23 protein-coding genes are annotated in these 26391 nt (G+C 33.9%); 11 read left to right on the forward strand and 12 right to left on the reverse strand.

From position 1 onward, the window contains the following. Positions 1-53: 53 nt before the first annotated feature. Positions 54-515 carry a large conductance mechanosensitive channel protein MscL gene (gene mscL / locus VSF34_RS09335; protein ID WP_326717034.1) on the reverse strand — a complete coding sequence of 154 codons (462 nt, stop codon included), beginning with the start codon at positions 513-515 and terminating at the stop codon, positions 54-56. Between the two features lie 256 nt (positions 516-771). On the opposite strand from mscL, the gene yfmF reads away from it, so the two are divergent. From yfmF to VSF34_RS09360, 5 genes are all read left to right on the forward strand, one after another. Then, positions 772-2037: an EF-P 5-aminopentanol modification-associated protein YfmF gene (gene yfmF / locus VSF34_RS09340; protein ID WP_326717035.1), complete on the forward strand. Its 1266-nt coding sequence runs from the start codon at positions 772-774 to the stop codon at positions 2035-2037. Between the two features lie 2 nt (positions 2038-2039). Beyond that, complete coding sequence (gene yfmH, locus VSF34_RS09345) at positions 2040-3338, forward strand: EF-P 5-aminopentanol modification-associated protein YfmH (protein WP_326717036.1); 1299 nt, start codon at positions 2040-2042, stop codon at positions 3336-3338. Between the two features lie 34 nt (positions 3339-3372). Continuing rightward, on the forward strand, positions 3373-4383 hold the full coding sequence (locus tag VSF34_RS09350) for a helix-turn-helix domain-containing protein (RefSeq protein ID WP_326717037.1): 1011 nt from the start codon (positions 3373-3375) through the stop codon (positions 4381-4383). Positions 4384-4416: 33 nt separating this feature from the next. Then, positions 4417-4995 (forward strand): CDP-diacylglycerol--glycerol-3-phosphate 3-phosphatidyltransferase, encoded by a 579-nt coding sequence (pgsA, locus tag VSF34_RS09355; protein ID WP_326717038.1) that lies wholly within the window; start codon positions 4417-4419, stop codon positions 4993-4995. A gap of 165 nt (positions 4996-5160) precedes the next feature. Continuing rightward, positions 5161-5697 (forward strand): HdeD family acid-resistance protein, encoded by a 537-nt coding sequence (locus VSF34_RS09360; protein WP_326717039.1) that lies wholly within the window; start codon positions 5161-5163, stop codon positions 5695-5697. Between the two features lie 62 nt (positions 5698-5759). On the opposite strand, the gene VSF34_RS09365 is transcribed toward VSF34_RS09360, so the two are convergent. Then, on the reverse strand, positions 5760-6806 hold the full coding sequence (locus VSF34_RS09365; RefSeq protein ID WP_326717040.1) for an AI-2E family transporter: 1047 nt from the start codon (positions 6804-6806) through the stop codon (positions 5760-5762). Between the two features lie 136 nt (positions 6807-6942). Here VSF34_RS09365 and VSF34_RS09370 point away from each other — a divergent pair, with 136 nt between their 5' ends. Together VSF34_RS09370 and lepB are read left to right on the forward strand one after the other, a co-directional pair. Next, positions 6943-7596 carry a MerR family transcriptional regulator gene (locus VSF34_RS09370; RefSeq protein ID WP_326717041.1) on the forward strand — a complete coding sequence of 218 codons (654 nt, stop codon included), beginning with the start codon at positions 6943-6945 and terminating at the stop codon, positions 7594-7596. 190 nt (positions 7597-7786) lie between these two features. Then, positions 7787-8344: a signal peptidase I gene (gene lepB, locus VSF34_RS09375; RefSeq protein ID WP_326717042.1), complete on the forward strand. Its 558-nt coding sequence runs from the start codon at positions 7787-7789 to the stop codon at positions 8342-8344. A gap of 30 nt (positions 8345-8374) precedes the next feature. Here the strand turns inward: lepB and VSF34_RS09380 are convergent, their stop codons facing one another. Then, positions 8375-9355, reverse strand: coding sequence for a polyprenyl synthetase family protein (locus VSF34_RS09380; protein WP_326717043.1), 981 nt, complete (start codon positions 9353-9355; stop codon positions 8375-8377). Positions 9356-9483: 128 nt separating this feature from the next. Between VSF34_RS09380 and VSF34_RS09385 the strand changes: the two genes are divergently transcribed. Beyond that, positions 9484-10389: a prenyltransferase gene (locus VSF34_RS09385; protein ID WP_326717044.1), complete on the forward strand. Its 906-nt coding sequence runs from the start codon at positions 9484-9486 to the stop codon at positions 10387-10389. A 128-nt stretch (positions 10390-10517) separates the two neighbouring features. Then, a complete protein-coding gene (locus tag VSF34_RS09390) occupies positions 10518-11516 on the forward strand; it encodes a linear amide C-N hydrolase (protein ID WP_326717045.1) in 999 nt (332 codons plus the stop codon). 40 nt (positions 11517-11556) lie between these two features. Here the strand turns inward: VSF34_RS09390 and VSF34_RS09395 are convergent, their stop codons facing one another. Further along, positions 11557-11982, reverse strand: coding sequence for a NusG domain II-containing protein (locus VSF34_RS09395; protein ID WP_326717046.1), 426 nt, complete (start codon positions 11980-11982; stop codon positions 11557-11559). A 177-nt stretch (positions 11983-12159) separates the two neighbouring features. On the opposite strand from VSF34_RS09395, the gene trhO reads away from it, so the two are divergent. Next, entirely contained in the window at positions 12160-13146 is a 987-nt protein-coding gene (trhO, locus tag VSF34_RS09400; protein ID WP_326718067.1) for an oxygen-dependent tRNA uridine(34) hydroxylase TrhO, read from the forward strand. 33 nt (positions 13147-13179) lie between these two features. Here trhO and VSF34_RS09405 read toward each other — a convergent pair whose 3' ends face one another. Beyond that, positions 13180-13557 carry a RidA family protein gene (locus tag VSF34_RS09405; protein WP_326717047.1) on the reverse strand — a complete coding sequence of 126 codons (378 nt, stop codon included), beginning with the start codon at positions 13555-13557 and terminating at the stop codon, positions 13180-13182. Between the two features lie 81 nt (positions 13558-13638). Continuing rightward, a complete protein-coding gene (locus VSF34_RS09410) occupies positions 13639-14787 on the reverse strand; it encodes a cation:proton antiporter (protein ID WP_326717048.1) in 1149 nt (382 codons plus the stop codon). Positions 14788-15060: 273 nt separating this feature from the next. Here VSF34_RS09410 and VSF34_RS09415 point away from each other — a divergent pair, with 273 nt between their 5' ends. Then, positions 15061-16365, forward strand: coding sequence for an ISL3 family transposase (locus VSF34_RS09415; protein ID WP_326717049.1), 1305 nt, complete (start codon positions 15061-15063; stop codon positions 16363-16365). Between the two features lie 101 nt (positions 16366-16466). Here the strand turns inward: VSF34_RS09415 and VSF34_RS09420 are convergent, their stop codons facing one another. The 6 genes from VSF34_RS09420 to gor all read right to left on the reverse strand — a co-directional run bounded on the left by VSF34_RS09420 (position 16467) and on the right by gor (position 26378). Beyond that, positions 16467-18803, reverse strand: coding sequence for a coiled-coil domain-containing protein (locus VSF34_RS09420; RefSeq protein WP_326717050.1), 2337 nt, complete (start codon positions 18801-18803; stop codon positions 16467-16469). A gap of 178 nt (positions 18804-18981) precedes the next feature. After that, the gene (gene cydC, locus VSF34_RS09425; protein ID WP_326717051.1) at positions 18982-20739 is read right to left on the reverse strand and encodes a thiol reductant ABC exporter subunit CydC; all 1758 of its coding nucleotides are present in this window, start codon (positions 20737-20739) and stop codon (positions 18982-18984) included. 1 nt (position 20740) lies between these two features. Beyond that, entirely contained in the window at positions 20741-22471 is a 1731-nt protein-coding gene (gene cydD, locus VSF34_RS09430) for a thiol reductant ABC exporter subunit CydD (protein WP_326717052.1), read from the reverse strand. Positions 22472-22485: 14 nt separating this feature from the next. Beyond that, positions 22486-23490 carry a cytochrome d ubiquinol oxidase subunit II gene (cydB, locus tag VSF34_RS09435; protein ID WP_326717053.1) on the reverse strand — a complete coding sequence of 335 codons (1005 nt, stop codon included), beginning with the start codon at positions 23488-23490 and terminating at the stop codon, positions 22486-22488. After that, a complete protein-coding gene (locus tag VSF34_RS09440) occupies positions 23490-24896 on the reverse strand; it encodes a cytochrome ubiquinol oxidase subunit I (protein WP_326717054.1) in 1407 nt (468 codons plus the stop codon). The genes cydB and VSF34_RS09440 overlap by 1 nt, the downstream gene beginning before the upstream one ends. A 138-nt stretch (positions 24897-25034) precedes the next feature. After that, complete coding sequence (gor, locus tag VSF34_RS09445; protein ID WP_326717055.1) at positions 25035-26378, reverse strand: glutathione-disulfide reductase; 1344 nt, start codon at positions 26376-26378, stop codon at positions 25035-25037. Positions 26379-26391: the final 13 nt, after the last annotated feature.

A 26391-nucleotide genomic window follows, 5' to 3' on the forward strand; every position in this document is an offset into this window, starting at 1 on the left:
AAAAAAGCTGACTTAAATAGTCGGCTTTTTTATTATTTTGAAGAACTAAGTTACTAGTTATTAGTTTTTGGAGGTTCAACTTCTTCTTTAATATCTTTAACAGTCTCTTGTTGAGCTTGTAGTAGTGATCTGATGTCTTTTAAGACGTCTTCTGTGGTTTCTTTATGCTCTGATGGTGCTTCTTCTTCTTTTTTACCAACTAAATCTTCTGCTTTATTTAAAAATTTTACAATGAAAAACAATACTAAGGCTGTAATAAAAAACGTAATAATAGCCGATATAACCTGGCCATAATTAAATTCCACACCATTTACTATAAAAACTAAATTTTTAGTTGCTTCATCAACTGTTTCAGCTCCTGGAAAAATCAAACTAATGACCAATCCGATAACAGGCGTAATCAATCCCTCTACTACGGAGTTTACAAGCGTTGTAAAAGCTGCTCCAATAATAATCCCAATGGCCATATCAATCAAATTTCCACGAGCAATAAATGTCTTAAATTCCTTAACCATACAATCCTCTCCTTTCAAAAATATTATAACAAAGTTCCTCTCCTATTACCTTTTATATGCTTATATCGTAACGCCCTTGTCACAATTGACAATTCAATGTAATATATTTAATATATGATCACACACAGTTTTTAAATTTTGAGTAATCTTATTAAAATTACAGTGTTTTTCTACCATAGCCACCTATTTTTTGGTATTCTATACAGTGTGTTGTCTATATTCAGTTTAACGAATAGGATCATAAAGGAGATTCATCATGACATTTGAATTAAATAAACAAGTCAATTTACATATTATACCGAATGATAAATATAAAACAGTTAAAATATTAGTCCGTTTTGCTACACCTTTGCAAGCAGAGCTTAGTAGCAAACGCTCACTACTTGCTAGCCTTCTTGAAACAAATAGCTTGAATTTTCCAAACCAAATCGACCTAAGTAAAAAACTAGCTGATTTATATGGGGCTAGTTTTGATGTTAGTGTCAGTCGTACAGGAAACCATCACTATTTAACCGTGAGTCTAAATATTATTAATGACAAACTCGTTCCAAGTGGGATTTCAGTATTAGAAGAGGCTGTAGAATTTCTAAAAGAGATTATTTTCCATCCTCATATTAAAGATAATGCCTTTGATCAAGAGACATTTGACCGTGAACAAGCTAATTTAATCGCTTATATCGAATCTATTTTTGACGATAAACAAGCCTATGCTGCTATGTCTTTACAAGATTTATTTTTCCTAAATAATAAAAATCAACGAACACCAAGTTTTGGAAATATTCAAGACATCTCTAATGAGACTTCTGAGGGAATAGCTGCTTATTACCATGACATGATTCATCATGATAAAATTGATATTCTAGTTATTGGAGATGTAGCAGAAGGCTATGTCACACGCTGCTTTAAAGACTTTGGTTTTACAGATCGCCCATCTATTAATAGTGAGCTTTTTTATGTACAGCCACTTAATAATGTCATCCAACAAAAGAGCCAAGTACTGCCAGTTATTCAGTCTAAATTAAATATTGCCTATCATTGTGATATTTACTATTATGATGATCTTTATTTTCCTTTAATGGTCTTCAATGGATTATTTGGAGGTTTCCCTCATTCTAAGCTATTTTTAAATGTTCGTGAAAAGCATAGTCTAGCATATTATGCTAGTAGCTCACTGGACCCGTTTAGAGGTCTTGTGACTGTTCAAACAGGGATTGATAGAACTAACCGCGACCGCGTTTTACGTCTTATTAATGAGCAACTAAGGGATTTAACGTTAGGAAAATTTGACATGGAATCTTTTGAACAGACGAAAAAGATGTTAATCAATCAATATTTACTATCTTTAGATAATCAACGTGCTCTAATGGAGCAAGAATATCTTTATTTAAACGTACCAAAAGCTAGATTATCCCAAAAAGAGTGGATTGAACGTATGAACCAAGTAACACCTGATCTGGTTCAAGAAGTCGCTACACATATTAATTTACAAGCAGTTTATTTCATGGAAGGAGAAAAAGAATAATAATGAAAAAACAACACTACCCTTCTATTAACGAAACACTTTATACAGAAGTTTTACCTAACGGCTTAGAAGTGATGTTACTTCCCAAATCTGATTTTCATAAGACATATGGTTTGTTTACTACCAATTATGGGTCAATTGATAATGAGTTTGTACCGATTGGTGAAGAAGACTTTATTAGAGTTCCAGATGGGATAGCTCACTTTTTAGAGCATAAATTATTTGAAAAAGAAACAGAAGATGTTTTTCAACGCTTTGGAAAACAAGGAGCTTCCAGCAATGCCTTTACAAGTTTCACTAGAACAAGCTATCTATTTTCAAGTACAGATTATGTTTACAAAAATATTGAAACTCTAATTGATTTTGTCCAAGACCCTTATTTTACAGAAGAGTCTGTCAACAAAGAAAAAGGAATCATCGCACAAGAAATACAGATGTATCAAGATGATCCTAACTGGCGTTTATATTTTGGGATTTTAAATAACATGTATCCTAATCACCCTCTACATATTGACATCGCAGGAACTGTGAAAAGTATTGAAGAAATTACAGCTGAGGATTTATACACTTGTTATCACACATTTTATCACCCAAGTAATATGAACTTATTTGTTGTTGGAAAAATGGATCCTGAGGAGTTAATGGCTTTTATTCGCAATAATCAGGCAGAAAAAGACTTTGTTAAAACAGAAGCTATTAAACGTCATTTCCCAATAGAGACCGCAAAAGATATCATAAAAGAGGACAGTATTCAATTATCTATCAATAGACCTAAAGCCATTGTTGGGCTTAAAGGACTTGACACTGTTCCAGAGGATGGTTATGAGCGCTTGAAATACCAAACAAGTATTCAACTACTTTTACAATTATTATTTGGTATGACTTCTACTAATTACTTAACTATGTATAATTCTGGTTTAATTGATGATAGTTTCTCTTTTGAGTTTTCATTAGATAGGAGTTTCCATTTTGCTGATTTTAGTTCTGATACTAATGAACCTGAACGTTTTGCTAACCAAATCATTAATGACTTACTAAAAGCTGGCTCTTCTCCTGAACTAAATCAGAAAAATTTAGCTTTAGCTAAGAAAAAAATGATAGGTAAACACTTGCAATCACTTGATTCACTTGAATATATTGCTAATCAGTTTAGTAGTTCAAAATTTGGTAATACTACCCTTTTTGATTTAAGTGACGTCATAAACAGTATTGAATTAGATTATTTAAAATATGTTCAAGAAACTTTCATTCGCCCAGAAGCCCTATCACGCTTTTTCATCTACCCAGATGAAAACCAGTAACATCTAGATAAATTTTAAAGGAGAGAATTTTAACATGGATACAATTGGTGAACAACTCAAACAAGCACGCCTACAACAAGGTTTAACAATCGATGACTTACAACGCATCACAAAAATTCAACGACGCTACTTATCAGCTATTGAAGAAAATGACTTTGATGCTATTCCTAGTGATTACTACACAAGAACCTTCATTAGACAATTTGCTACAGCAGTAGGTGTTAATCCAACACCTTTAGTGAAGCGTTTTGACAACACGCACAAATCTAATCGTCAAGTAGAACAACCTGTTGTTACTCAAGTTACTCAGGTGAGCGAGCCGCTACCACTTAGAGCATCTAGAAAAGAAAAATATGCACAACAAAATAAACAAGAAGCTAAAAAGGGAGTCTACATTCCCGTTATTATTTTAGTTATTATTGTAGCAATCATTGTTGGAACCATTATTTATGCTATACGCTTAGATACAGCTCAAGGTCCTCTTGTACCAAAACCTGACAAAACGACAATTATGGGTAGTGATCAGTCTTCTACCAAAGAAAAAGAATCTTCTACCAAAGAGAAAAAAGAAGAAACAAAAGAAGATGAGAAAAAGAAAGAGGATAAAAAAGAGAACATATTTACCTTAGAGTCTGACTATGGTGATGTGATTACTTATAAAGGAGTTGGTGTGACGCAACCAGTTACAGTTGAAGTATCTGGGTTAGAAGGACCTTCTTGGATTGGGGTTCAAGAAAGTGGCAGTGGGAACTTATTCTATCAGGAGACAGTTCAAGCTGGAGAAAGTTTGACAATTGATATTCCTGAAGGTATTCAAAACATGGATATTATCGTTGGAGCAGCGAATAATATCACTTTAAAAGTCAATGGTAAAGCTATCAATTTCAATGAAGAAAATCCTGTCACAGGAACAAAAAGTATTACTCTTTTATTAAGTTCAGAGGCAGCTAGTGATACTGATGTTAATGAAGATACTCAAATAAGTGAGAATAGTTCTGAAGATGAGACAAATACCAGCACTACTAATCAAAACGGCTTTGAATAATCTGATCTAACTTAGAGAAAGAAGGCTACACAAATGAATTTACCTAATAAATTAACCGTTTTAAGAATCTTTATGATTCCAATCTTTATTGTTGTTGCTGTTGTACCTATGGATTGGGGAACACTTCATGTAGCAGGTTCCCCTCTACCTGTGACACAACTTGTAGCTGCTATTATTTTTGCACTGGCTAGTATCACTGACTGGCTAGATGGTGAAATTGCTAGAAAACATAATCTAGTAACCAATTTCGGAAAGTTTGCAGATCCTTTGGCTGATAAAATGCTAGTTATGACAGCTTTTATTGTACTTGTAGGTCAAGGCAGAGCTCCTTCTTGGATTGTCGCTATTATTATTTGCCGTGAACTAGCTGTGACTGGTCTTCGCTTACTTTTAGTTGAAGATGGTGAAGTGATGGCTGCTGCTTGGCCTGGGAAAGTCAAAACAGCAACACAGATGTTAGCGATTATTTTGCTTCTAATTAACAATGTACCATTTAACGCAATCCACTTCCCACTAGCAACGATTATGTTATATGTTTGCTTAATTGCAACTATCTATTCAGGTATAGATTATTTTGTTAAAAATAAACATGTATTTAAAGGCTCTATGTAAAATAACTTTAATAAAAGAACAGAGACTAACCTTTTGGTTGGTCTTTGTTTTTTTATAAATTTCTTAGTTATAGAATAATCAGACTTTAGCCCTACTAGGTTTGTATTGTAATTTACTTCTAATCGTTTTAGAATGAAGATACATACAAGAAAAGGGGGAATTATTATGTCATCTCTATTTAAAACAGTACAACAACATGCCTTACTACGAGGAATTGTTTACATTGTATTAGGTGTTTTTATCTTTTTAAAACCAAATGATGCTTTCAATGTGATTGTTTACTTAATTTCTGCCTATAATGCTATTATAGGTATTGTCAAATTAGTCAATGCTATTAAATACAAAGAAAACAGTACGATGGCAATTGCTATTTTTTACCTAGTCTTTGCCTTAATCATTTTACTATTTGCTAAACCATTAGCTAGTATCTTGCCGGTCTTCTTAGGTTTAATTATTATTTTTGGTGGTGTTGTGAGAGTCTCTCAATCGATGACGTTAAAAAAATATGTAGATGTTAGCTACTTACCGATGATGTTTTATGGGATTATCTTAATATTAGCTGGAGTCTTACTATTATTTAAACCTTTCGCTAGCTTAATTATGTTATTCCAATTTTTAGGTGCTCTTATGGTATTTTCTGGTATTTCAGAAATTATCAATGCCATTCGCTACCGTAACATCAAAGACGTGGATATTTTTTAAAACACAATATCCCTAAATCACTTACAAAAAAAGGAAGCCGACTTTCATAGTCAGCTTCCTTTTTACTCGATTTGCTCTAATTTGTTACTTCCTTTTTTATGGTCTACCTTAACGTCTAATAAATCTAATAAAAAGACAAAAACTGGAATACCAATCACAAGTCCCCATACGCCAAAGAATTTTTCAGAAAACATTAAGATCACAAAGACATAAAATACAGGTAAATCTGTTTTGCTACTCATTAATTTTGGATTTAAGAAGTAAGATTCTAAGGCATGAATGAAAATTATCATGATTAAGACATAAATCACATCTTGCACACCACCAACTGTATAAGCAATTAAGCTAAGTGGGATACAAGAAATAATAACCCCTGCAACAGGAATTAAGCTAAGTACAAAGATCATTAAACCTAAACTTAAAAGCTGTCCTTGTGGAAAACGCATGAAAATTAAACCAATAGAAGTCAAAATTGTATTTACAATAGCAATAATAACTTGAGCTTCGATTACCACACCAAACGTATTAACAAATTTCTTACCTAAGTAACCTACGTCTTGACTAAACAAACCAATTTTACTGTGATAGAAGGCTTTTGCAAATTGTGTCACCCAGTCTTTTTCAATGATGAAGAAGAAACTAAGTAATAAAGACATCACAAGTGTCACACCCATAGACCCTATACTTGTCAAGGTAGTAAAAACAACCTTCACTCCTGTCGTTAACTGATCCTTAATTTCTTTAAACCCAACGTTTGCACTGATCCAATCATAAAAACGATTGTCTGGCGTTGTTTTTTGATAGAAATTAAAGACTTCCTCTATCATCTGCAATGTTTGATTAAATAGTTTTGGTACGTAAACTGTAATTGAAAAATAGAAAATCACAATAATTGCCACATAAACAATGACGGCTATTAGCTTTTTTGGTAATTTTACAAAGCGATGTAAGCCTTCTACAATACGAATAATCAAATATGTTAAGATAAACGTTAATAATATTAAACTAATAATACTTCTTATTAAATATAAAATTAGACAGATAATAATCAAGACAAGTGTTCGTCTAATATCAGTATTCTTTTTTATTTTTTCCCATAAACCAACCATTTTTTCACCCCTTATTCATTATGTTCTAATTTTACGCTAAAAATGGGAGAAAAGATAGTCGTAACTATACCCTGTCCAACAAAAAGATTGACTATGACGAAACGTCAACCTTTATAGTAGACTTACAAGGAGGTTAATGATATATACCATTAAACAAGTTGCCACTTTATCTGGATCTACCCCACGTACACTTCGTTATTATGATGATATTAAGTTATTTTCACCTGCTTATGTTGGAGAGAATGGTTACCGTATATATGAGGAGAGCCAGCTAGATCAATTGCAACAAATTTTATTTTTAAAACAGTTTGGTATGACACTAAGTGATATAAAAACAACACTCAACTCACCAAGTGACCAACAACTTAACTTGCTCATTAAGCATTACAAACAACTATTATATGAGCAGCAACAACTAGATAGGCAAATTAAAACACTAGAACAAACAATCGCTTATAGAAAAGGGGAAATCGACATGACAAATGAGGAGAAATTCGAACAATTTAAAAGTCATTTAGTTCAAGATAATACAAAAAAATACGGTGATGAGGTTGTTGAAAAATATGGTGAAAAGGCCTTTAATACAGCCAACCATCACTTTAAACATCTAGTTCAGTCTGATTATGAAAACATGTTACAAGCAGAAGTTGAACTTTTTGAAAGTTTAAATGCTTTAGAGGCAATGACAGAAAATAAACTAAATCATCCACTAGCAAAAACTGCCTTTTTATCTCATAAAAGATGGCTAACTCTGGCTAATCCAAACTACTCGCCTATTTATCACCAATAATTAGTGGATATGTACTTAGTAGATGATCGTTTTAATGCGTACTATAAACAATCTATTTCACAAAATAGTCTAGAAATTCTAAAAAAAATCGTTTATTACTACACATCTAAAACATGACAGACAGCTTATAATAACGTATAATGAGCCTAAAGACTGATGAAGTTAATCATCAGAAATTAGGAGGGACAAAATGACAAAAGCAACCTGGTTAAAAGATTTATTGTGGTATGTCATTTTAATTATTGCACTATTGCTACTTAGAATGTTTATCTTTACCCCTGTTACCGTTAGTGGAGAATCCATGATGCCAACTTTAGTGGATGGTGAACGTAACATCGCTTTTAAAATGGGGGATGCTCAGCGTTTTGATATTATTTCACTAAAGGCACCTGATGACCCTTCAAAAAACTATGTTAAACGTGTCATTGGACTACCTGGGGATACTGTAGAATATAAAAATGATGTCCTATATATTAACGGTAAACAAATTGATGAACCATACTTAGATCAATATAAACAAGAACTAAAAGAAGATTTACCTGATGAATCACTTACTTATGATTTTACTTTAAAAGACATAAGTGGACAAGAAGTCGTGCCTGAAGGGCATTATTTTGTCATGGGGGATAACCGCCAACACTCAAAAGATAGCCGTGTCCAAGAAGTAGGATTTATTCCAAAAGAAAACATTATTGGAAAATCTAAAATTGCCTTTTGGCCACCTAGTAAGTGGGGTATGGTGAAATAGGAAAAAGGATGACTAAAAAGTCATCCTTTTTTAATTTTTTCTAAGCAATAGGGTTTCAGTTACATCTAAGAGAATATCCTTCTCAGGTATCTCAGGTAATTTTTGAATACCCTGTAGAGCCTTCATTGTGAACCTCGCAGCAATTTTCTCAGCTCTTTCAATTCCCCCACTAATTTCAATTAAAGATTGAACTTGCAACATATCAGCATCCGTCAAATCTGTCCCTTTTTCTAAAAAGGGTACGAAATCATCATGATGTGTTTCCATCGCTAGAATCAATGGCAGGGTGTAATACCCATTTTTCATATCTTCAAAAACAGGCTTTTGCATCTCTTTTTCTGAAGCTTTGTAATCAAGTATATCATCCATAATTTGAAAAGCCATACCTATATTATAACCAATACGTTTAGCTTGAAGTTGTACTCTTTTAGATGCATGACTAAAGTGAGCCCCCTCATAGCAAGCAAACTCAAATAATTGGGCTGTTTTTCCTCTAATATGTTGAAAATACTGTTTCACTGTAATATTGGTGTTATGTCTTAAATTCATTTGATCTAACTCACCAACTAAAATACGCTTCATGCTTTGAGCATTCATTGTAATTGTTTTAAGATCTGTCGTTGAAGTAGCCAATAAATGGAAATAAACTGTAAATAAAAAGTCCCCAGTGTACACTGCAACATCTTGTCCATATTGAGCCTGAATAGACGGCATAGAACGCCTCATAGGTGAATCATCAATGATATCATCATGGACCAAGGTGGCGATATGTAATATCTCCAAAGAAGCTGCCATACGATATGTTTTCTTTGTCGTTTTTGATTCCCCAAACTTGGAAAACAACAAGAAATAAGCTGGGCGTAGTAATTTGCCACCTGATTCTATAAATAACTGGAGAACATCAGTAATTTCTTTATTACGAATCTTAACTGATTTTTCCATCACTTGTTTTACTTCTACTAATTCTTCTTGAATGTTTGGGTATTGCTCCCATAACGGGTGAACTGGCATAATGTCCTCCTAATAATAACCTTTTTCCATATGATTTTCATGATTATAAAAACTAGACACAATCACTTTGATAAATCCCTTCTCTAACAGTATAATAAACAGTGGATAAAATGTGAAGGAGTTTACTAATGAATTTTAAAGTATTTGCAGAATTAATTGAATTAAAAGCTAAAGCAGCTAGTGTCTTTCCGTTTTTAATGGGTTTTCTTTACTCATGGTATCACTACGAGCAAGTGAAACCATTTTATATGCTTCTATTTTTTGTATCTATGATTTTATTTAATATGTTTGTGGATATTTGGGACAATTATATGGATTATCACAATGCAACTGAGATTCATGATTATAAAGAAGAAACCAATATTATCGGACGAGAAAATCTTTCTTTATCTTTAATCAAGAACATGATGAGCTTTTCCTTAATCAGCTCAGCTATAATCGGAATCTATCTAGCTTCACAAACAAGCTGGATTATTTTATGGTTAGGACTATTTAGCTACGCTATGGGGATTCTTTACTCAGCAGGTCCAAGACCCTTATCAAGTTTACCAGTCGGAGAAATCACTTCTGGGGTGACTATGGGTATTGTTATTCCTTTAATTTGTGTCTATATTAATGTCTACGACCTCGTTTCATTTAACTGGGAATTTATTGGTGGTGTGATTATGTTATCCTTACCTACAGCACTTGCCATCTCTAACTTAATGCTAGCAAATAATACTTGCGATGTTGAGGAGGATATTTTAAATAATCGTCACACATTAGTTTATTATATCGGAAAAAAAAGAGCAGTTATGCTCTTTAAAATATTGGTACTATCTTCTTTTATTATCGTAACAATTAGCTCTATCATGGGTATTGTTCCGATTACCTTACTTGGGTTATGGCTTGTTTTCCCTAAAATATGGAAGAATGTTTCAACTTTTTCTAAGGAACAAATTAAAACTAAAACTTTCTCCTTAGCTGTTCAGAATCTAGGTATCATTGCCTTAGTCCAAGTTATTTTATTTTCTCTTGGACTATGGTTACCATAGTCTCTTTTTTAACCTTTTTTTTACACCCTTACACCCGACGTTTTTTAACATGTTTTTATAAGTATTTATATTATACTTATTAGTATAGTGATAATATTTATTACTTAAAAATAGAAAGGGGTTTTTTTATGTGTACACACGCATCAATTGAATCAGTTGAAGGTAATCAGTATTGGGCAAGAACAATGGATTTTCCACAAGATTATTTTTCAGTTGGAGGTAAGGTAACTTTCTTCCCTAAAGGTACGCCACTTAAATTTTATTCGAAAGAAATCAATTCAGGTTATGATATTATTGGATTAGGTTTAGGTAAAGAAAATTTAACTCTTTTAGATGGTATTAATAGCGCTGGTTTAGTTGGTGGGTTATTCTACTTTGAAGAAGCAACAACTGCTACAAAAGAAGAATTAGTTAAACAAGATAAAATACCACAAGTAATGAATGAAATGGTGACTTTCTTCTTAAGCCAATGTGAAACAATTGGTGATGTTATGTACCTTGCAAGACAAGTAGCTATTGTTGAAGGCTCAAAAGTTGGAATAGATGCTCCTCTTCCTCTACATATGACCTTTATGGATCACACAGGTAAAGGAATTGTTTTAGAGCCAATGGATAATGGTGAATTTACAATTCATGATAATGTGACTCGTACGATGACTAATAGTCCTACATATGACTGGCATGTTACTAACTTAAGAAATTACGTTAACTTAAAATCAACTAATATTGATGATTTACAGTTACGTGATCTCCTAATTAAAGATATTGAAAGTGGATCTGGTTTAATCGGCTTACCAGGAGACTACACAAGCCCATCTCGTTTTGTAAAAATTACGATGTTAACACATATGATGCCACAACCACATGACACAGATGCTCTTAAAGCACTATATGAAACATTTAATGCGGTGATTATTCCTAATGGTATTGAAAATGAAGGCACAACATCATGTGACTCAACTACTTACTGGGTTGGTTATGATGTATATAAAAAAGAATTATTAATCCGTGCTAAACATAACTTAACATTCTTTACGATTAGTTTAGAAAATGCTTCCCAAAAATTTGGAGCAGATGCTGGTGACTTTGCCTTTGACTTAAAGGAGCAATTTATCTCTTTAGTATAATATAAAAAAAAGCTAACATAACTGTTAGCTTTTTTTACTTTTAATAAGTAATAATCATATCATCATCTTGACTTGGTTTTTTATTTTTTACTTCTATAACTAATTTATGAGGCAGACAAATACTCGTTTGTCCTGGCTTACTAATCCATCCAGTTCTTACGGCAATTTGATCAGGACTATTATCTTCTTTAACTCTTATTCTATTACCCTCTACCTCAATGATATTATATTTATCTTTCCCAGGATAAAAGGTCTTCTCAAAATGAGCTGATTCGTCATTTAAATCAAACCTATCCACCTCTTTACCGTTTATCGTTACAATGGCAATCGTTCCATTTTCAGTAGGGACAGCTTTTTGATTCATACCAAAAACGACGTATGGTACAAAAGATAATATGATTAAACAGATGATGACCACACCATCCATATAGCGCCACTGTTTTTTTAATTCTTCCCATATTTCCATCTACTTTTTTCCTTTCAGCTACTTTTAGCCTTACTCTAGTACGATAACGTGAATTAAGAAAATCGTCAACTTAATTTCTCTTATAAAAAAACTATATTTTTTGTGAAAATAATCAGAAATATTGCTATTTCATTCACTTTTCTCTATAATTGTTTCGTACAAACTCAAGGAGGAATGATTGTGTCAAATTATCAAGTCTTATTATATTATTTATACACCCCTATTGAAAACCCAGAATTATTTGCCAAAGAGCACCTAGAATTATGTAAATCACTTGATTTAAAGGGTCGTATTTTAGTTGCTAAAGAAGGAATTAATGGTACCTTATCTGGAAGTGTTGAAAATACCAACCGTTATATGGAAGTGATGCATGCTGATGAGCGTTTTAAAGATACTTTCTTTAAAATTGATCAAGCTTCTGAGCAAGCATTCAAAAAAATGTTTGTGAGACACCGTCCAGAACTTGTTTCTCTAAAACTTGAAGATGACATTAACCCACTAGAATTAACAGGAGAGTATTTATCTCCAAAAGAATTTAAAGAATCTATTCTAGATGATGATACCATTGTAATTGATGCTAGAAATGACTATGAGTATGATTTAGGGCATTTTAAAGGAGCAGTCCGTCCTGATATTCGTAACTTTAGAGACTTGCCTCAGTGGATTCGTGATAATAAAGAGCAGTTTTTGGATAAACGTGTCGTCACTTATTGTACTGGTGGTATTCGTTGTGAGAAATTCTCAGGCTGGTTAGTCCGTGAGGGATTCAAAGATGTAGGACAACTTCATGGTGGTATCACAACGTATGGTAATGATCCTGAGGTACAAGGTGAATTATGGGATGGTGTGATGTATGTTTTTGATGAGCGTATTAGTGTACCAATTAATCATGTTGATCCTGTTGTTGTTGGAAAAGACTGGTTTGACGGAACACCACAAGAACGCTACGTCAATTGTGGTAACCCAGAATGTAACCGCCAAATCTTATGTTCAGAAGAAAATGAAGCAAAATATGTTCGAGGTTGTGAGCATAAATGTCGTATTCACGAACGTAATCGCTATATCACAGAAAATGAAATAACACCTCAAGAATGGCAAAAACGTATCCACGATTTAGGAGAATCATTTGACGTAGATACAGTGGAAATAGTTGAGTCAATCTAAATAAAAAAGTCTGTCATATTATGACAGATTTTTTTATTTTCTTCTAGCAATCATCTCAATCTCAACATCAGCCTCTAATGGTAATTCTTTCACCGCTACACACGTTCTAGCTGGAAAAGAATCTTTAAATTTTTCCTGATAAATGTGATTCATCTCCTCAAAATAAGCCATACTTGTTAAATAGACATTTACCTTTACCACATCAGAAAAACTAACCTGAGAAGCTGTCATCACAGCCTCTAAATGCTCAAAAACTAATTCAACTTGCTTAGAGATACTTTCTTTCTTTAAACTAGGCAACTCACCATTCATAGCAGTTTGCCCTGAGAAAAAAATAAACCCATCACTTTCTACGGCATGAGAATAAGGTCCAGAGGCAGTAACGCCCACTCCTGTATAAGCTCTCTTCATTTTTTCATCCTCCTACTACCTTTTACTAAGTGTATCACGTTTTAAAAAAAGAGACCTTTATTAGGCCTCTTTTTTCATCATTTATTTATTTAAGTCTTTTGTAAAGAAATATTTCAACATTGGAGGGGCGATTAGAGTTGTTAAAATGACTGAAATAATCACTGATGTGTAATACTCTTGAGATAACAAGCCAGAAGCTAATCCTGTTGTGGCGATGATTAAAGCAACTTCCCCACGAGATACCATACCAGATCCTACAGCTAGTGCCGATAATTTATCAAAACCTGTTGCACGAGCACCAAAGTAGCTACCAAATAATTTAGATAATACTCCAACTAGTGTACAAGCAATTAAGAACCAAATTTGACTCATGACACCAACAAAGGAAATACTGATTCCTACACTGACATAAAAGAATGGAACAAACAAACCATTAGCAATCGGCTCAACTGTCTCTTCTACTTCATGTTGGAAGTCAGTTTGAGAGATGAAAAGACCAGCTAAAAACGTACCAATAATGCCTTCCATACCTAACCACTCACCAACATAGGCATAACTAAAGGCTACAATTAAGGCAGCTGAGGTAACTGGAACAGTCACATTAAACTTAGAGAAAAATTTTAAAAACTTAGGAACAACATAAACCCCTACAACAAAGGCTAATACGAAAAAGATCACTTTTTTAAGTAATAAAACAGGAATAGATTCTGTTGGTCCCTCATTTCCCATAAAAGACATCACAAAGGCTAGTAGGGTAACCACTAAAATATCATCTACAACAGCAGCCCCTAAAATAGTCGTAGACTCTCTTGTTTGTAAGACATTTAATTCTTTTAATACTTGAACGGTAATACTAACTGAAGTTGCTGAGAATAAGACCCCTAAAAATATCCCTTCAGCTAATGAAAAACCAAAAACCTCTCCTAGAGCAAAAGCACTAGCAAATGGAATAATAACACCTAAAATGGCTACTGCAACAGAAGGTTTCCAGTTAGCTTTTAACTGATCAGCATCTGTTTCAAGCCCTGCTAAAAACATTAACAAGAGCACACCGATTTCTGAGAATTCATGAAATATTTCCGTATTGGTAACCCAACCTAACACAGCTGGACCAATGATAATACCAATTAATAATTTCCCTAAAACAGCTGGCTGACCAATTTTTGTCGCTAAATTCCCTGCCACTTTCGTACTAAAAATAATTAAGATGATTGTTAACAATAATTCCATAATATATCCCCTTTATAAACGTTCTAACACTAAATTTAGCAAAGTATGACTACCTTTGTAAAGGCCTAACTTGCTTTTATTTTCAAATTTTTAAAAATAACCCCCCAACAACAGAGCACACACTCTATTATTGGGGCTCTATAATTTATAGGACTGATGAATCATTTTTTGATTCATCAGCCCTATTTTAGTTTATTTAAGTAGAAAAACATGTCGTCTATCTAGTAAAATTAAAGTACTAACCAAAATCTTAAATAGAAAGGACGACATGTCATGACTAATCATATCAAAAAAATGTTGCGAATTAAAGATGAAGATTTAAATTTAACTTGTGTTGAAGAAGGAAAATACAAAGGTGCGAACACATTAATTATCACTGGTACCTACTCACCTAAGCTTACGGCCTGTAAGTATTGTCAGTCTCATGCGAACGATGCAGATGAAAAGAAAACCATTGTAAAAAATGGGAAAAAAGAAGTGACAATTCGTTTGGAATCATATCAAAACATTCCAACTATTTTAAAGCTAAAAAAACAACGATATTTTTGTAAAAACTGCCACCAACATTGGACAACTCAATGTTCTATCGTTGAAGAAAATTGTTTTATTAGTCGATTCATAACATTTAGAATACTAGAATTATTAACTCAGAAAATATCAATGACCGTTATCGCTAAGATATGTCATGTATCGCTCACAACCGTTATAAGGGTCCTTAAATCTGTTGAAAAACATTTACCTGAAACGCTTAAACCACGCTCTTTTCCAAAAGTTCTAATGGTTGATGAATTCAGATCTCATGCCACCTATGAAGATAAAATGAGTTTTATTTGTGCCAATGGTGAAACCGGTGAACTGGTTGATGTTCTTCCTAGTCGTAGACTTGATAAACTAATGAATTACTTCAATCGTTCTCCCAAGGAGAAACGAGAACAGGTAAAATTTCTAGTGACAGATATGAATGCGGCTTATTTTCAGTTAACTAAAAAAATCTTTCCTTGTGCAGCTTTAGTCATTGATAGGTTTCATATCGTTAAACACTTAAATCAAGCTTTTAATGACTTTAGAGTCAGGGAAATGAAAGAATTAATAAAGAATCACCAGCGTTCTGAAGCCAATAAGCTAAAAGTAAATTGGAAATACCTATTAAAGAATCAAATGACTGTTTCTAGTTCAGAATATAAAAATTGGAGAAGCTTTCCTTCACCTAAGTTTCCCCCTCTAACAGAATCAATGATGATTGATCGTCTTTTATCATTTTCTACAGACTTAAAAGAAGCCTATGGCGTGTTTCAATTATTAACCTATCACTTTAGAAATAAAGATCCAGACTCATTTTTTGATTTATTAAAGAACTTACCGACTACCTTAAATCCACTATTTAAACAGAAAATTGAAAATCTAATTAATTATGAAGAAGGGATTCGTAATGCTTTAACGTACAAGTATTCTAACGGAAAAATAGAAGCTAAAAATACTCATATTAAGACATTAAAAAGAGTATCTTATGGCTTCAAATCTTTTAGTAATATGAGGATAAGAATTTTTATGATAAATGGCCTTGTCACAATTGAATAACTAAAAAAGATGATGAATTTGAGAAAATTCTCAAATTCATCATCTTCAATATTTGTCTCATCAGTCCGATTTGACAAAGAGCCATTATTGGAGGATATTTATTATTCTTCTAATTCTAGAATTGTTTTAATATGTCGACTGATTAAAGCATAAGCTTGAACCTTATTCCACACACTCTCATCCATCTTATAAGAACGAGATAAGAATTTTGGAGGTGTCACGTCTTCATCTAAATATTTATAGAAGCGCTTGAACCCTTTCATTTTAGGCTCAATCCAAGCTCTAAACTTAGGATCAGCATCACCCAAATCATACCATCTTTCTTCTAAGACAGTCAGTTGATCCTCATACACTAAGTATTCTTTTTTCTTAATTTTGACGATTTCATCATCTTCATCTAAATGATCAAATAATTCATCGACATCACCCTTAAGATTTTCAGCATCATAACCCATGATGTCATCTGACTCGTCATAGTTTGCATAATCAGAATAGTCATAATCACCATAATCATAACCGTAATCATCACCACTATAGTAATCATCTTCATGATCGTAATCATCTTCATGATCGTAATCATCATCATCTAAATCATCATCATCTAAATCATCATCTAAATCATCATCTGAATACTCATACGCTTCATCATCTACTAAAACAACTTCTTCATAGTCATGATCTAACTCGTCATCTGAATAAGTTGGTAAAGCAGCTGGCTTCACTTCTTCAACTACTGTTTCTACCACTTCTGTAACAGCTTCTGGCTCGACAACTGGCTCAGTGACTATCGGTACTTCTACTACTGGTGGCTCATAACTAGGTCTTACACTAGATTTTGCCCCTTGCTTAGCTAAGAGTAAATCATGTTCTAATTGGCGAATTGTCTCAGTAGCTGTTTGATAATTACTTTCTAAGCGATTATAATTTTCTTGCCATTTCAACTGTGTTGTTTTTTGATTATCCATTAACGTATTCACTAACTCTTGTTGTTTATCTAAGCGGTTAACTAAAACATTAACTTCTTCTTTTTGATCACGAGCTGCTTGAGCTATTTGATTTTCTTTATGACTGATTTCTTGTCGTAATTCTTGTCCCATACGTTGTTTTGATAACGTAGTTTGTTGGACCAATTGCTCTTGTTGTGTTACTTGTTGTTCAAGACGACTCACTTCATTTTGCGTTTTAACAAGTAGTTGATTTAGTGAGTCTAATTGCATCTCTAATTGTTGTTTTTCATGAGACAGTTGCTCATATTCTATTGACCATTCTTGTACTAATAACGCATTTTCTTGCTCTAATTGCTGAATACGTGTTTCTTTTTGAGCGATTTCAGTCAAGGCATCATTTAAATCTGTTTGCACTTGTTCTTCAAGTCTTTGATTTTCACTCATCACTAAGCGTAAATCATCATTTTCTTGCTGTAAGTGTTGGTTTTGCTGACGAATACCTTCCACTTCATGTCCTGTTTCGATTTTCAACTCAGCCATCTCATTTTTTAATGTCAAAATTTCCGTTTGATTAACTTGAAGTTGCTGTTGTAAATCTATCTCAGTTTCTTGGTGCTTCATTAAATTTTCTTGTAATAAGTCATTTTCTTGAAGTAATTGTTTAAAATTACGATCATAATCTTGTTTGGCTTGATTTAATTCTTGCTTTAAACGTTCCATAGCTTGATTATTATCAGATAATTGATTAGTTAAGTCATGAACCTCTGATTGGCGTACTATTAACTCTTGCTGACTTTGATGTAGTTGGTTAGTTAAGTCTTCATTACTTGAGATAACTTGTTGGTAACGATCACTAGGAACCATATCCTGCATTTGTTGCAAATCACGTTGCTGATGTTCTAATCTATTTAATAATTCATTAGTCATCTCTTTCAAACGTAATTCTTCAGATTTATTTTTTTGTAAATCATATTGAAGTTGGTTATTTTTTTCATGTAGCTCATTAATTTTAAACTGTAGATCACGATTAACATCTACTTGTGTATCTTGTATACCAAATGATGGAGTCGTAGATAAGCTATTTGGTGACCAAACACGACTAGCACTTGTTGCATCGGCGACTGTTTGTAAGGCAGATTTTAACATTAATGGCGCATTCATTTTAATATTTCTAATTTGAGTATTTGAAAACAAGCTACTCGAGTCAAAGGTTATTAATACCTCGATTGTACTTTGATCTTGTTGATCTAAAAAAGCACGATCAATGGTATATAATGGAAATGCTTTAGCCCACTCCGAGAAAAAAACATGGGCAGCTTGATCAACTGCTCGTTGTGATAAGTCTATTTGAGTATTTGACCATTTAAGTAATAACTGATTCTTTTGCACAGCTACATTTTGTCTTGGTAATAAAATCATACTTTTTTCACTTGGGACTCTTGTTTCATCTTGATATAATTGTGTATCAATTGATAATTCATTTAAAGACATAACTTGCGAACTCCTCCCATTTTCATCATTCATTTATATAAAAATTAATCTTTTATATAATATTAACGTTTATATAAATTATTGTAAAGGCGTTTCCCCTAATATAGCGACTAAAATCTCAATATTTTTTATTTCTATTTTAAAAGAAAAAATGTAGCTATTAAAGATTGGCAAATACCTACTCATCGTAGACATCAAGAGCATATAGCTCCTTAAATCGCTGATTTGTTTCTAGTAAATGATGAGGTGTTCCTGACATTTCAATCTGAGCTGATTCTAAGAAAACTACCTCATTTGCGTGGTGAATACCGACTAAATGGTGAGTTATCCAAATAACCGTTTTTCCTTTTAATGTCTCAAAAACTGTTTCAAGTAGGTACTTTTCAGTTAGAGGATCTAAACCGATTGTCGGTTCATCAATAATGATAATAGGGGCATTTTGTAACAAAATACGGGCTAGAGCGATACGTTGTTGTTCTCCACCAGAAAAACGTTTCCCATTTTCTTCGACCACAGTCTCAACACCATCTGGTAATTTATCAACAACAGGACGTAAACCAGCTTGATTAATAGCTTGTTGGATTTGCTCATCTGTAGCCTCGAGATTACCAAGTTGGATGTTATTTTTTAGGCTCGTATTAAATAAATATGGGTTTTGATTTAACACACCAAAATAACTAGATTTTTCTCCAGGTAAATCACTCACAGAAATCCCGCCAACTAATACCTCACCACTTAAAGGAGCTAAATCACCTCGAAGTAACTGGGTTAAAGTTGTTTTTCCCGTACCACTTTTTCCTAAAACTGCTACTACATCACCTTGTTTAATGTGATAACTAAAGTCATGTAAGATTTCTTTTTGACTATTAGGATATGTAAAACTAATATGTTGAAATTCAATATCCCTATGCTCTAACCTAATTGGAGGAAGCTCTTCTTTTATCGTTGGTACATCAGGGTTAGGTAATGTTGATAAGCGCTCCACTGTGTCTTCATACATAGGCAGCTCTTTAACAGAGTCACTCACAGGAGCAAAAGCATCTAGTAAAGGAAAAAAGGCTAACACGAAGGCTGCAATCCAGTTTAAAGATGCCTGATCACCAAACTGAGCAAAATAATTACCTGCCCAGATAAATAAGGAGACTGCAATGACACCAAAAACTAACTGTTTCACTAAAGCTTCACCACGACTAAACCGACGCATGCTTTTTTCTTCATCTCTAACTTTTGACTCCGCCTTATTATACTCTGTTAAAAAATCTTGATAACGACCACTATATTGCCAATCTCCAACACCTAAAACAGCATCTGTCAAATCATTATATAATGCATGTTTCTTAGCCTTTTTACGGTAAACTTTAGCATTGTTCACAAGTATCGCTACAAGGGGTAGAATAAATAAAATCACACCTAGCAAAATAAAAGTCAACCCTGCAAAGGGTAGAGAAAAGTAACCTAAGCCAATCACCACAAATACATACAAAATAATTGAGATAAAGGCTGGAAAAATCGTTCTTAAATAAAGATTTTGAATATGATCAATATCCTCAGCAAGTATCCCAAGCAGACTACCAGACTGATATGTTTTTGTAGCTGTTGCAGCTTCCACTTCAAGAGAGCGATATAATTTCACCCTAATGTCTGAAGTCATCTTCAAGACCCAGTTATGGCTTCCTAAACGCTCTACATAGCGAAATGAAGGTCTAGCAATACCAAAAGCTCTCGTTAGCACAATAGGGACATAAACTAATAAAATATTCTCAGGTTTTGTTGCTGATTTACTAATCAAATAACCTGAGGTAAACATCAAGGCTGAGGCTGAAAAGAAAGTTAAAAAACCTAAACACAATACTAATATTAGTAAACCACGGTACTTTTTGAAGAAGGGACGAACCCAATGATCATCTTTTGAAAATAATAAACGGTGATCTTTCATGTTACAGTCCTCCTTTTAATTCATTAACAAAACGTTGATATGCCCCGTTTTTAGCTCTTAATTCTTGATACTTACCATGCTCTACAATCTTACCATCTTCCATCACGATAATGTAATCCATCTCTCTCATCCAATGTAGTCTATGAGTAGCAAAAAAGACGAGTTTATTATCAAACAAAGGCAACATGGTTTTCTTTAAATCAGCTTCTGTTTCCACATCCAAGTGGGCTGTCGGCTCATCAAAGAGTAATATTTTTCGCTCTTGATCTAGAAAAGCACGTGCTAGGGCCACACGTTGATATTGTCCGCCACTTAATGTATGTGCTCCTTCACCAATCATCGTATCAAAACCATGAGGTAATTCTTCAACTAAATCCATTAATCCAGCTTGCTGACTTGCCAGTTCATAGTCTTTCTTAGTCGTTTCTGGTTTATAAAATATAATATTTTCTTTTAGCGTACCATGGAAAATATAAGGATCTTGGGGGACATAAAAGAGTTGCTCTTGCCAAGATTTAATATGTAAATTACTTACCTTATCTCCGTTTACTTCAATACTATCCTCAGTTGCTTCTAAAAAACCACCTAAAAGTTTTATCAATGTTGATTTACCTGAACCAGACAAACCAACCACACCAATTTTACCCATACCTTGCCAGTTAAACGAAATATCTGATAATGTATGTTCTGCTTGAGTCAATTTATAGTCTACATTCGTCTTATTTAATGTCAGTGTATCTGTGTTACTCCATACATTGGTAATCTTTAAATCATAATTATCAGCCAGCTCTGGCTTATCTAATATCGTAAAAATCGACTCTAGAGTATTACCTCCATCAAGAGTAGCATGATAGTCATTTGAAAAATCTCTTAGTGGTAAAAAGAAATCTGGGGCAAGTACTAAGACGGTCAAAGCAGGAAACAAATCAATTTGTCCATTCATTAGTTTAAACCCTAAAAAGACTGCTACAATCGCCACTGATAACGTTGTAAAAAAATCTAGAGCAAATGTAGAAAGAATCGCAACTTTTAAAGTACTCATAGTAGCTTTTCGGTAATCCTCACTCACCTCGTAGACATTTTTCTCATATTTTTTACTTAATCCTAAAAAGTTTAATGTTTCAAGACCTCTTAAAGAATCAAGGAAATGATTACTTAACAATTGGTACCCCTCATACTGTCTATCGGCTTTTGCTTTAGCAGCGTAACCTAGTATAATCATGAAAATAATAATAATTGGAAAAACTAAAAGTAAAATAACTCCTGATCTAACATCTTGAGTGAACACAACAATTAAAATAATCCAAGGAATAACCATCATGTTTGTCACTTTTGGTAAGATTAACGTCAAATAATTCTCAAGTTGGTCAATTCCTTCAATGGCCATTGTTACCATATTTCCTGTGCCTTCTTTTTGAACAAAGTTAGGGCCTAAGCGAAAGATTTTCTCTAACAATTGTTGTCTAATTTTTTTAGACTCTTTATAAGCATAAGTATCTAATGTTTTATCACGAATAAAGACAACTACTTGTCTTAGGAAAAAACATAGAAAAAAAAGAACCACAGGTGTCATCTGAGACGATACACTTGAACCTTTCCATAAAGAACTAATACCAAGGGATAAAAAATAGGCCTGCCCGATAATTAATAAGGCTTGCAGGATTCCTAACCCTGCAAGCCCCATTAAGACCGGCCTAATATTGTCAATACGAAATAATTTCTTATCAATCAATTAGGACGACTCCTTTATCTATCAATTTTAACGCGTTTTGAAAATTTCTTGTAGCTCCAACCTGAATAAATTAAAACAATTGGTAGTAAAATACAAGTGACAATCGTCATCACTTTTAATGTATATGGTGTGCTTGCTGAATCAGCAATAAGCATACTATATTCTGGATTTTGACCAATCATAACACGTGGGAATAACCCGTTGAATAAGAAGGCTACAATACCTGCAAAAATTAAACCAGTAGAGATAAATGATAACACTTCTTTATTTTTATACGTGCCATATGCTGCCATAACAGCAAAGATGACGATTAAGATTAGTAAAATTAGTGATGATGTAAATCTTTCTGTAAAGAAATCTGTTTTAATGAAAGCGAAGATGGCAAACAAAATTAAACCAACAAATAAAGCTGGGTATAATTTTTTAGCACTCGCTAGAGCACGCTCACGAATAACCCCTTCTGTTTTTAAACGTAAATAGTTTAAACCATGTAAATAACTAATTAACGTCATCGCAACCCCACCAATAATCGCAAATAAATTCACGTAATCAGTAAACGTGGCGTGCATCACGTTTTTAGACGCATCAAGTGGTAAACCTTGAACTAAATCAATAAATAGCATTCCAAATAAGAATGGTGCTAGTAAACTACCAATAAGGAATGTCCACTCCCAAAGGTTACGTTCTTTAGCATTTTCAGAGCTACTTCTAAATTTAAATGATACCCCGCGGATAATTAAACCAACTAAAATAAAGAGTAAAATTAAATAGAAACCACTAAATAGTGATGCATACCAATCAGGAAATGAAGCAAACATTGCTCCACCAGCTGTGATCAACCAGACTTGGTTAGTTTCCCAAACAGGTCCAATTGTTTGAATCACTTGATCACGCTCACGTTTGTTTCTAGCAAGTAACTTCACACTCATACCAACACCAAAATCAAACCCATCTAAGAAGAAGAAGCCTATGAACAAGATCCCAACTAAAATAAACCATAAAAATTCTAAACCTGTCATTAGAATACCTCCTTAGCAAACGGATCAATACCAGCCTTACGAGCCTCTGAAGGGTCTACGTAGTAAGGTCCTTTTTTAACAAAACGTTTTGCAAAAATAAACATCACAAAACCTAAGAAAGCAAATAAGACAAAGTAAGTAATATTACTAATTAACAGTGACGTAGCACTAACACCAGGTGAGACACTGTCTTCAATGGTGAATAATCCGTAAACAGTCCACGGCGCACGGCCCATCTCAGTAATTAACCAACCAAAGGTATTTGAGATGAACGGGAAGGTAATACCTGCTACAAATAGCCATAATAACCATCTTATCTTCTCTAACTTATCTTTATGCAGAAGGATTAATCCTACAACAGCCATTAAGGCCATTAAAGTCCCAAATCCTGCCATGAATCTAAAGCCCCAGAACAAAGTCTTAACTGGTACATAATAATTCATATCTGTTCCAAATTTTGCGTCATACTCATCATGTAGGTCTTTACTTGCTTGATCCATTCCCACATAACTTTCTTGACCACCTAATAAAGTTAACATATATGGTACTGAAATTTCCCATTTTGTTTCTTTATTTTTAGTATCAATTCCTGCTACAATATTCCAAGGAGCAGGTGAGCCTGTATCCTCATAAATACCTTCCATAGCAGCAAATTTCATTGGCTGATCTTCACCAACGACAATCATTTGTTGATGCCCAGCACCAATTGTTAAAATAGAACCTACTAAACCTAAAATAAGTCCAATATTCATTGATTTTTTAAAGAATTCTGTGTCGCTTCCTTTTAACATTTTCCAAGCTGAGGCACCCGCTACGATAAACCCACCTGTAACAACTGCTCCAAAGACCACATGTGGAAACTCAAGCCACAACTGATGATTTTTTAATAAACCTGAAAAACTAGTTAGCTCTGCACGATTTGAAGCTTCATTGATTTTGTAAGCTACTGGGTGCTGCATAAATGAGTTCGCAGCTAAAATCCATAAAGCAGATAATACTGTCCCAAGTGATACTAACCAAATAAATACCACATGAACCTTAGGACTAAATTTATCCCAACCAAACATCCATAAACCAATAAATGTTGATTCTAAGAAGAAAGCTAAAAGCGCTTCAACCGCAAGAGGTGCCCCGAATATATCCCCCATAAAACGTGAGTATTCAGACCAGTTCATACCAAACTGAAACTCCTGAATAATCCCTGTGACTACCCCAACAGCAAAACTTAAAAGGAATAAATTCCCCCAAAATTTTGCCATATCTTTATATATTTTATCCTTTTTGACTACATACATAGTCTCCATAATTGCAACTGCAAATGCTAGTCCAATAGACATAGGCACAAAGAAAAAGTGAAAGACTGTCGTCATCCCAAATTGAAAACGTGCTAAACTTGTTATATCCATTTGTCATCCTCCCTTAATATAAGTATAAAAAATAATTTACAAACACCATAATTATACCCTAGATGTCAGTGTCTTTCAAAATAAATTTAAGCCTTTATTAAGTAATATTCACTTTAATCTAGGGTTGTTTGCAAAACCTTAGCGCATCGTCACAAACTCTTCAGCACTTGTTGGATGAATAGCAACGGTCTTGTCAAAATCCTCTTTTGTTGCACCCATTTTAATAGCTACAGCAAAACCTTGTAATATCTCATCCATACCAACACCCACACCGTGAAGACCAACAACCTTCTCTGACTCACCCACACAAACTAACTTCATTGAACATTTATCTCTAAAATCAGTAATCGCATATTGCATTGGCGTGAATTTAGACGTATAGACCTTCACATCCTCACCATATTTTTGACGAGCTTCTTCTTCTGTTAGACCAACTGTTCCAATAGCAGGGTGAGAGAATACGACCGTTGGCACTGTATGATAATCAATATGGGCATCGGTTTTACCATTAAATAGACGCTCAGATAACTGACGACCTGCTGCAATGGCTACTGGCGTTAAATTAATTTTATCAATCACATCACCCACAGCATAAATACCAGGTTGTGTTGTATTTTGATACTTATCTACTTTAATAGCACCTTCATCTGTCAATTCAACACCTGTTTTTTCCAAGTTAATATGATCTAGTCGGGGTTTTCTACCAATTGTCCAAATAATATCGTCTGCTTCAATCGTATTCCCATTCTCAAACGTGATCACGTAACCACCCTCAACTTTTTCCACTTGTTTTAGAACAGAGTGAGCATGTAAATGAATGCCTTGTTTCTCATAACTCTCAGTCAAACCATTGATGACAATTGAATCAAAATCCCTTAAAAAGGTTTCTTTTCTAAATGCCAGATGAGTCTCACTTCCTAACCCGTGAAGCACTCCAGCAATCTCAACTGCAATATAGCCTGCACCAACAACCACCACGCGTTTTGGTAGTTCAGTTAACTTAAAGAACCCATCTGAATCAATACCATACTCAGCACCAGGAATATTAGGGCGAACAATCTCACCACCTGTTGCTATTAAAATATTATCAGCCTGGTAACGCTCCCCGTTAACTTCTACCGTATTGTTATCTTCAAAACGAGCATACCCTTTAATGACTGTCACCTTGTTACTTTCTAAACCACGCATATATACACCATGTAAACGGTCGATATATTTATCTCGCTTCTCAACTAAACGAGCCATGTCAAATCCGTGAGTAGTCACATCAAAACCATAGTCATAGGCTTCTTTTTTAAGTGTCGTACTAACTTCTGAAGCTTGCCACATCACTTTTTTAGGGACACAACCCACATTCACACACGTTCCCCCAAGGGCTTGCCCTTCAATTAATAACACACGTGCTCCGTACATTCCAGCACGATTAGCAGAAGCAATACCACCACTTCCTCCACCAATTACAATATAATCAAATTGTTCCATACTCACATCTCCC

Origin of the sequence: Vagococcus jeotgali (genome assembly GCF_035918315.1) — a bacterium.
GTDB lineage: Bacteria > Bacillota > Bacilli > Lactobacillales > Vagococcaceae > Vagococcus > Vagococcus jeotgali.